The 9,119-nt window shown below is 67.9% G+C and carries 7 protein-coding genes and 1 pseudogene; 6 read left to right on the forward strand and 2 right to left on the reverse strand.

Going from position 1 to position 9,119, the window contains the following annotated elements:
* Positions 1–193: 193 nt before the first annotated feature.
* Positions 194–391: a hypothetical protein gene (locus AC5Y36_RS25560; protein ID WP_500043774.1), complete on the reverse strand. Its 198-nt coding sequence runs from the start codon at positions 389–391 to the stop codon at positions 194–196.
* 169 nt (positions 392–560) lie between these two features.
* Here AC5Y36_RS25560 and AC5Y36_RS25565 point away from each other — a divergent pair, with 169 nt between their 5' ends.
* From AC5Y36_RS25565 to AC5Y36_RS25575, 3 genes are read left to right on the forward strand one after another with little or no spacing between them, the layout of a single operon-like run.
* Positions 561–2,036 (forward strand): serine/threonine-protein kinase, encoded by a 1,476-nt coding sequence (locus AC5Y36_RS25565; protein WP_500043775.1) that lies wholly within the window; start codon positions 561–563, stop codon positions 2,034–2,036.
* Positions 2,026–2,895 (forward strand): hypothetical protein, encoded by an 870-nt coding sequence (locus AC5Y36_RS25570; RefSeq protein WP_500043776.1) that lies wholly within the window; start codon positions 2,026–2,028, stop codon positions 2,893–2,895. The genes AC5Y36_RS25565 and AC5Y36_RS25570 overlap by 11 nt, the downstream gene beginning before the upstream one ends.
* Before the next feature lie 45 nt (positions 2,896–2,940).
* A complete protein-coding gene (locus AC5Y36_RS25575) occupies positions 2,941–4,494 on the forward strand; it encodes a succinic semialdehyde dehydrogenase (protein WP_500043777.1) in 1,554 nt (517 codons plus the stop codon).
* 18 nt (positions 4,495–4,512) lie between these two features.
* Here AC5Y36_RS25575 and AC5Y36_RS25580 read toward each other — a convergent pair whose 3' ends face one another.
* Entirely contained in the window at positions 4,513–6,162 is a 1,650-nt protein-coding gene (locus tag AC5Y36_RS25580) for an acyl-CoA synthetase (protein ID WP_500043778.1), read from the reverse strand.
* Between the two features lie 64 nt (positions 6,163–6,226).
* Here AC5Y36_RS25580 and AC5Y36_RS25585 point away from each other — a divergent pair, with 64 nt between their 5' ends.
* The 3 genes and pseudogenes from AC5Y36_RS25585 to AC5Y36_RS25595 all read left to right on the forward strand — a co-directional run.
* Positions 6,227–7,015, forward strand: a complete 789-nt coding sequence (locus tag AC5Y36_RS25585; protein WP_500043779.1) for a crotonase/enoyl-CoA hydratase family protein — start codon at positions 6,227–6,229, stop codon at positions 7,013–7,015.
* A complete protein-coding gene (locus tag AC5Y36_RS25590) occupies positions 7,015–8,007 on the forward strand; it encodes an NAD-dependent epimerase/dehydratase family protein (protein WP_500043780.1) in 993 nt (330 codons plus the stop codon). The genes AC5Y36_RS25585 and AC5Y36_RS25590 overlap by 1 nt, the downstream gene beginning before the upstream one ends.
* An 82-nt stretch (positions 8,008–8,089) precedes the next feature.
* A pseudogene (locus AC5Y36_RS25595) lies at positions 8,090–8,932 on the forward strand (type IV toxin-antitoxin system AbiEi family antitoxin); the annotation flags it as partial.
* Positions 8,933–9,119 lie beyond the last annotated feature (187 nt).

A 9,119-nucleotide genomic window follows, 5' to 3' on the forward strand; every position in this document is an offset into this window, starting at 1 on the left:
GCCCGATTTTCGGTCTGAGTGCACGTTCGGCGAAGGCGGAACCGTCGCCGTGGTTTGGGGTCGTGGACGTTCCCCAAAACCCTGCCGGCGGGCGCGCTATAGCTGACCTAGCCCCATCCGTTGACGACGCTGCCCCTTGACAGGTCTGCATCCACGGTGCAGCTCACTTCTGAGCCGTACCCGCATCGGCACGCTACGCGCCGACCTTGACCAGCCGACCGTGCCAGTGCACGTCGATCGATCCGGGCAACAGGGTTTGTCCGGTCCCGTCGATGCCGGGACCCGTGCCCGGTGCCGCCGGCGTCACCGATGCGATCAATCCGTCCGCGACGGTGACGTCCATCGCCCCGATGATCCGGCCGTTGACGCTGCCGAAGGTCTGAACGTTCATGATCGTTAGCTGCTGGTGGTCCATCGCCGACGTTCTCCATCGAGGGCTCGAAATCGCGGCATCGCTCCTGCTCAGGCGATCGTGCAGGGTTCACCCGGCGACCTTCGGCGAATTACCGCGCGCAGGTCAGGCGTCTGGGGGGATACTGCTTGCGAAGAAGGAACGGATCATGACGAGTTCAACAACGCGGGTCGGCTCGACCTTCGGGCACTACCAAATCCGGACGCTGCTGGGCCGCGGTGGCATGGGCGAGGTCTACGAGGCCTACGACACGGTCAAAGACCGCGTGGTCGCGCTGAAGATCCTGTCCGACCAGCACTGCCATGACGACACCTTCCGCGAGCGTTTTCGCCGCGAGTCGCACACGGCGGCCAAACTCCAAGAACCCCACGTCGTACCCATCCACGACTGGGGTGACGTCGGCGGAACCCTCTACATCGACATGCGCCTGGTCGACGGCGTCGACCTGCGGGCCCTGCTCCGCGACGGGCCCGTCGATCCCGAGCGTGCGGTGGCCATCATCACCCAGGTAGCGGCGGCCCTGGACGGCGCGCACGCGGCAGGCATGATTCACCGCGACGTCAAACCCGAGAACGTCATCCTCACCCCGGCCGACTTCGCCTATCTGGTGGATTTCGGGATCGCCGAGGCCGCCGGCGAGTCCCGGCTTACCAGCGTCGGGACAGCCGTTGGGTCGTTTGCCTACATGGCGCCGGAGCGCTTCGGCAGCGGGAAAGTCACTCCCGCTGCCGATATCTACGCGCTGGCCTGTGTGCTCTACGAGTTGCTGACCGGGTCCCCACCGTTCCCGTCGAAGAATCTGCAGCAGGTCATCACCGCGCACACCACCGCTCCGGCCCCGCGGCCCAGCCTCGCGAACCTGGCGGTGCCCGCGGCACTCGACGAGGTGATCGGGCGCGGCATGGCCAAACAAGCCGACGACCGCTACGGCACCGCGGGTGCCTTCGCGCGGGCCGCGCAGCGCGCGCTGCGGCCCACCGCGCCGACGACCCCCGAGCCTGCGACCGTCGTCACCGGACCGCCACCGGCCACCGTCGCGGCGATGCAGTACGCGGCACCGACCTATGTCCCGCCCGCGCGGCAACTGCCGCCGCCCCCGCCGCCACCGAATGTGCTGCAGCGTCAGGCCGGCCCGGGAACACAACGGCAGTCGTGGGTGCTGCCGGCGATCATCGCGGCCGCAACGACGGTCATCGTGGCCGGTTTGGGTATCACGGTGCTGGTTCTCAGCCGCGGCAGCCACACCGGCACCCACTCACCGTCGACGCCTACCGTCGCCGCCGGCGTCACCGTGGCGGCCCCGCCGACCGCGTCCGCGCCGGCACCCACGGTCGTCGCACCACAGGCGTCGGTCACCTTGCCCCCGGACGCGCGCGTCTGCCCGGCGACGTCCGGTCCCGCCGGGGACTACAAGACCTCGGCAGCGGGCAGCCAGGTGACCTCGTGCGAGTTCTCCGAGGCCGTTCGAGTGGCCTACGGACAGAGCGGGCCGCCCAGCGCCGCGCCGCGGGTGGTGCAGGCCTACAGCACCGTGACCAGCCAGTGGTATCCGATGACGTGCACCGCCAATGGTCCGATGGCGACCTGCACCGGCGGCAACGACGCGATTGTGTATGCCTACTGACCGCAGCTGGCCGCTCGCGGTGCTGGCCGCCGCGATGCTGCTCGGTGGATGCACCGGCACGCCCAGCACCCCGGATCAGCAGTCGCCACCGGCGCCAACCGCCAGCGCGGCCCCCAGCCAGCCTCCGCCGGCCACCGGTGCACCACCACCGGCGCCAAACCCGTTGCAGGCAAGCTTCGACGAGCTGTCCCGCACCATCTCTGCGCGCATCGGCGTCGCGTTCGTCCCGGTCGGGGAATCCACGGTGTCGAACTTGGGCACCTGGACGACCGGGGTGGCGTGGTCGACCAGCAAGGTGCCGTTGGTGATCGCCGCGCTGCGGGCCGACCATGCGGCAGCAGAGCCGTTGGCGGCCAAGGCAATCACCCAATCCGACAATGCGGCCGCCGAGGGGCTGTGGTCGCAACTCGGCGCACCCGAACAGGCCGCGCTGAAGGTTCAGCAGGTGCTGCGGGAAACCGGGGATGAGACGACGATCGTCCAATCGCAGCGAGTGAGAGCCGGTTTCACCGCGTTCGGGCAGACGGAGTGGACATTGGCGTTGCAGGCGCAGTTCGCCGCTCGGCTGCGCTGCCTGTCCGACCGGGACGAGGTGCTCGACTGGATGTCGCACCTGTCCGCAGGCAACTGGGGGCTGGCTAATGACGGCGCCCCGAGCAAGGGCGGCTGGGGCCCCGGCAAGGCCGGCGGCTACCTGGTACGCCAGTTCGGCATCATGACCACCGACACGGGCGATGTCGGTGTGGCGCTGGCCGCCGACGCCGCCAGCTTCGATGCGGGGGTGGCGGACCTCAACCAGATCGCACAATGGCTCATCGCCCACAAGGCCGCCCTACCGGGCGGGCACTGCCCGGGGTAGGTTGGCGGGCATCCGCTAGTTACTTGCCAGTAGGGAGTGCTTCTCATGCCCGCTCCATCCGCCGCAGACTTCGACCGGCTGCGCCGGCTGGTCGCCATCACCGACATCGACGCACGGCAGACCCGCACCATCGACGAGGTGTTCACCGGCAAAGCGCTGACCACCATTCCGATCGGTACCGCCGAGGATGCGGCCGCCGCATTCGTCAAAGCCCGAGCCGCGCAGGCGGAGTGGGCCAAGCGGCCGGTCAAGGAACGCTGCGCGGTGATGGAGCGGTTCCGCTCCCTGGTAGCCGCCAACCGGGATTTCCTGATGGACGTGGCGCAGGCCGAGACCGGCAAGGCCCGGTCGGCGGCGCAGGAAGAGATCGTCGACATCATGCTCAACGCGCGGTACTACGCGCGCGAGGCGGCCAAGCTGCTGGCCCCCAACCGGGTGCAGGGGCTGTTGCCCGGTTTCGTCAAGACCGTGGTGACCTATCACCCCAAGGGCGTCATCGGGGTGATCTCGCCGTGGAATTATCCGATGACGCTGTCGATTTCGGATTCGATCCCCGCGCTGCTGGCCGGCAACGCGGTGGTGATCAAACCGGACAGCCAGACCCCTTACTGCACCCTGGCCAACGCCGAGTTGCTGTACCAGGCGGGCCTGCCGCGCGACCTGTTCGCGGTGGTTCCCGGTCCGGGCTCGGTGGTCGGTACCGCGATCGTGGACAACTGCGACTATCTGATGTTCACCGGTTCCACGGCCACCGGCCGCACGCTGGCCGAGCACTGCGGTCGCCGGTTGATCGGGTTCTCCGCCGAGCTGGGCGGCAAGAACCCGATGATCGTCACCAAGGGCGCCGATTTGGCCGAAGTCGCCAAGGCCGCGACCCGGGCCTGCTTCTCCAACGCCGGGCAGCTGTGCATCTCGATCGAACGCATCTATGTCGAGCGCGATATCGCCGGCGAGTTCACCGCCAAGTTCGCCGAGCAGGTGCAGGCGATGAAGCTCGCGTCAGCCTACGACTTCTCCGCAGACATGGGCAGCCTGATCTCCGAGGATCAGATCAAGACGGTCAGCGGCCACGTCGATGACGCGAAGGCCAAGGGCGCCACGGTGATCGCCGGCGGCAACGCCCGCCCGGACATCGGCCCGCTGTTCTTCGAACCGACCGTGCTCGCCGATGTCACCGACGAGATGGAGTGCGGACGCAACGAAACCTTCGGCCCGGTGGTGTCGATCTATCCGGTCGACACGGTCGACGAAGCGGTCGAACGGGCCAACGACACCGAATACGGTCTGAACGCCAGCGTCTGGGCGGCCACCAAGGCCCAGGGTGAGGCGATCGCCGCACGGATCCAGGCCGGAACCGTCAACGTCGATGAGGGTTACGCGCTGACGTTCGGCAGCACCGCCGCGCCGATGGGCGGTATGAAGGCCTCCGGCGTGGGCCGCCGCCACGGCCCGGACGGCATCCTCAAGTACACCGAGTCGCAGACGGTTTCCACCGCACGGGTACTCAACCTGGACCCGCCGCTGGGGATTTCGCCCACCTTCTGGCAGAAGGCGCTCACCCCGATGATCCAGGCGATTCAGAAGCTCCCCGGGCGGTAGCGGGTCGCCGCCATCGGCTCAGCCCACGTGCTTGGCGTGCACCTCGTCGGCCGGTCGGGCCTCGGTCTGCTCCTTGGCCCAGCGGTAGTCGGGCTTGCCGGCCGGTGAACGCTTGACCTCCTCCACGAACCAGAGGCTGCGCGGCACCTTGTAGCCGGCGATCTCCGAGCGCACGAAGCTGTCCAGATCGGCCAACGCGGGACGGGCGCCCTCCCGGGGCTGCACCACGGCGGCGACGTGCTGGCCGTAACGCGCGTCGGGCACCCCCACCACCAAGGCGTCGAACACGTCGGGGTGGCCCTTGAGCGCCGCCTCGACCTCTTCGGGATAGATCTTCTCGCCGCCGCTGTTGATCGACACCGACCCGCGTCCCAACATGGTCACCGAGCCGTCGGCCTCGACCTGGGCATAGTCGCCGGGGATGGCGTAGCGCACCCCGTTGATGGTGCGGAAGGTCTCGGCGGTCTTCTTCTCGTCCTTGTAGTAGCCCACCGGGATGTGGCCCCGCTTGGCGAGGATGCCACGCACCCCCGACCCGGGCGTGACCTCGTTGCCGTCGTCGTCGAGCACGACGGTGGTCTTGTCGATGGTGACCCGGGGCCCACCGGTGTGCGCTTCGCCCTTGGCGACGATGCTGGTGCCGCCGAACCCGGTCTCCGAGGAGCCGATGGAGTCGGTGATGACCCGGTTGGGCAGCAACTCCAGCAGCTTCTCCTTGATGCTGTGGCTGAACAGCGCCGCGGTGGACGCCAGCAGGAACAGCGACGACAGGTCGTATTCGTTACCGGCATCCTGGTGTGCCAACAACGCGTCCAGCAGCGGCCGCGCCATCGCGTCGCCGGTGAAGAACAGCAGGTTGACCTTGTGGTCGTGGATGGTGCGCCACACCGTGTCGGCGTCGAACTCCGGCGCCAGCACCGTGGTCTGGCCGCTGAACAGCGACATCCAGGTCGCCGACTGGGTGGCGCCGTGGATCATCGGCGGGATCGGGTAGCGGATCATCGGCGGGTTTTCGACAGCCTGCTTGGCCAGGTCGTACTCGTCGGCGATCGGTTCACCGGTGGCGAAGTTGGTGCCGCCGAACAGCACCCGGTAGATGTCCTCGTGCCGCCACATCACGCCCTTGGGGAAGCCGGTGGTGCCGCCGGTGTAGAGCAGGTAGATGTCGTCTGCGCTGCGGGCACCGAAGTCACGCTCGGGCGATCCCTGCGCCAGCGCGGCCTCGAACTCCACACCGCCGTAGCGCTGGAAATCGGCGTCGGAGCCGTCTTCGACCACCAGGATCGTCTTGACGTTCGGGGTCTCGGGAAGGACCCGGGCTACCCTCTCGCTGTACTGGCGTTCGTGCACCAGCGCCACCATGTCGGAGTTCTCGAACAGGTAGCGCAGTTCGCCCTCGACATAGCGGAAGTTGACGTTGACCAGGATCGCGCCCGCCTTGACGATGCCCAGCATCGCGATGACGATCTCGTTGCGGTTTCGGCAGTACAGGCCGACTTTGTCGTCCTTTTTCACACCCTGATCGATCAGGTGGTGCGCCAGCCGGTTGGCCTTCTGCTCCAGCTGGGCGTAGGTCAACTGTTCGTCACCGCAAATCAAGGCCACCCGCTCCGGGACGGCGTCGATGGCGTGCTCGGCAAGGTCAGCGATATTCAGGGCCACGGACACAAATTAGAACGTGTTACATTTCGACACAAGTCTGTGGATTTCATCTCCGAAAGGCGGACACCCCGTGAGCGAGCCCCACGCACTGGTTGAGCAGCGCGGACACACCCTGATCCTGACGCTGAACCGACCCGAGGCACGTAACGCGTTATCCACTGAGATGCTCTCGACCATGGTCGAGGCGTGGGACCGCGTCGACAACGATGACGACATCCGTTGCTGCATCCTGACCGGGGCCGGCGGCTACTTCTGCGCCGGTATGGACCTCAAGGCGGCGACCGCCAAGCCGCCGGGCGACTCGTTCGCCGACGGCAGCTACGACCCGTCGCGCATCGACGGTCTGCTCAAGGGCCGGCGGCTGACCAAGCCGCTGATCGCCGCGGTGGAGGGCCCCGCGATCGCCGGCGGCACCGAGATCCTGCAGGGCACCGACATCCGGATCGCGGGCCAAAGCGCCAAGTTCGGCATCTCCGAAGCCCGCTGGAGCCTGTACCCGATGGGCGGTTCGGCGGTGCGCCTGCCCCGCCAGATCCCCTACACCGTGGCCTGCGATCTGCTGCTGACCGGACGCCACATCACCGCCACCGAAGCCCTGGAGATGGGCCTGATCGGCTACGTGGTGCCGGACGGGCAGGCGCTGGACAAGGCGTTGGAGATCGCCGAGATGATCAACAACAACGGGCCGCTGGCGGTGCAGGCGATTCTGCGCACCATCCACGAGACCGAGGGCCTGCACGAGAACGACGCGTTCAAGATCGACACCAAGATCGGGATCAAGGTGTTCTTGAGCGAGGACGCCAAGGAGGGCCCGCGGGCGTTCTCCGAGAAGCGGCCCCCGCAGTTCAAGAACCGCTGATGCACATCGCGGTCACCGGCGGTACCGGATACCTCGGCGCCCATACCGTGCGGGCGCTGCTGACCGCCGGACATCAGGTGCGGCTGCTGGCCGCACCCGGCTGCGCCGGCGAGCCGGTGATCGCCCGGCTGGCCGAGGTCGGCGAGCTGACCACCCTGGACGGCGATATCCGGACCGCCGACACCGTCACAGCGCTGCTGGACGGCTGCGACGCGGTGCTGCACGCCGCCGGTGTGGTCGGCACCGACAACCGTCGCGCCCAGTTGATGTGGGAGGTCAACGCGCACGCGTCTGAGGCGATCCTGACCCGCGCCGTCGCGCAGGGACTGGACCCCGTCGTGTCGGTGAGCAGCTACAGCGCGATGTTTCCGCCGCCCGACGGTGTGATCGGCCCCGACTCCCCCATCGTCGACGGGCGCAGCGCCTACGCACAGACCAAGGCCTACGCCGACCGGGTGGCCCGGCGGCTGCAGTCCGAGGGCGCACCCGTCGTGGTGACCTACCCGTCCAGCGTGGTGGGACCGGCGTTTCACACCGCGCCGGGGGTCACCGAGCAGGGCTGGGCGCCGATCGCACGGGCGGCGGTCGCACCCCGGCTGCGCGGCGGCATGCAGATGGTCGATGTCCGCGACGTCGCCGAGGTGCACACCCGCGCGATGCAGACCGGCCGGGGCCCGCACCGCTACGTCTGCGGCGGGATCATGGTGGAGTTCAACGACATGATCGCCGCCGTTGAGCAGGGTATCGGACGCCGTATCCGCCGGATCCCGGTGGCGCCGAGCGTATTCCGCGGAATCGGGCGGATCGCCGACACCGCCGGCCGGCTGGTGCGGATTCCGGACGGATTGAGTTACGAGGCGGCCTGGCTGCTCACCTCCGCCACCCCCACCGACGACACGCACACCCTGAACGACCTCGGAATGCAGTGGCGCTCACCGACCGACGCGATCGTCGAGTCGTTCCGGGTCTCTTCGCCCTCGCCGAGCGTGTAACCAGACCGAGAATCCGCCGAGCGATTTTTCGGTCTCAGTACACGCTCGGCGCGGTGTCGGTACCCACCGGCACACTCGGGACATGGGGGAACCATCCGAACCATTCCTCGGCAGCGAGGCCGTCGCCGCCGAGCGGCTGACGAAATACGCGTTGAGCAGCCGGTTCCAACCGGTCCACCACGATGTTTACGTGCTACGCGGTACTCGGCTCACCGCAGTGCTGCAGGCGAAGGCAGCGTGGTTGTGGTCACGACGACGCGGAGTGATCGCCGGACAGTCGGCCGCGGCGCTGCATCGAGCCAAGTGGGTGGATGACCGCGGACCCGCCGAGTTGCTCTACGACTGCCGGCGCCCACCAGCTGGCGTCCGTACCTGGTCGGACCGGGTCGAGGATGACGAGGTCGAACTGATCGCCGGCATGAGGGTCACCACCCCCGCGCGCACCGCCCTGGATCTGGCTTGCCGTTACCCGGCCGGGAAGGCGGTCGTGGCTATCGACGCGTTGGCGCGGGCGACCCGGCTCAAGGTGGCCGATGTCGCGTCGCTTGCTGAGCGGTATCCCGGGCGCCGCGGCATCCGCCGCGCCCGGGTCGTGCTGGACCTCGTCGACGCCGGCGCCGAATCGCCGCGCGAAACCTGGCTGCGGCTGCTTCTTATCCGCGCCGGCTTCCCGCGGCCGCAAACCCAGATCCCGGTCTACGACGAATACGGCGTGCTCGTCGCGGTGATCGATATGGGCTGGGAGGAAATCAAAGTCGGTGTCGACTACGAAGGCGAACACCACCGGACCACCCGCGAAGCATTCAACAAGGGCATCCGGCGCCACGAAGCACTGACCGAGCTCGGCTGGATCGACACCCGGGTCACCGTCGAAGACACCACGGGCGGCATTATCCGGCGGGTTGCCGCCGCCCGTGCTCGCCGAGCGTGTACTGAGACCGAGAATTCGGGGGGCGGATTCATACGGTCAATGCAATGTCCATCGATTTGGGAGGTTGCAATGCCGACGGGTTACCGGGTGCCGTGGTGGTTGAAGCGGGAATTCTTTGATCTGGTGTGTGCTGGCACCCCGGTGATCGTGGCTGAGCGGCAGTTGGGCGTGTCGCGCAACC

The organism is Mycobacterium sp. NGS50 (assembly GCF_059812545.1).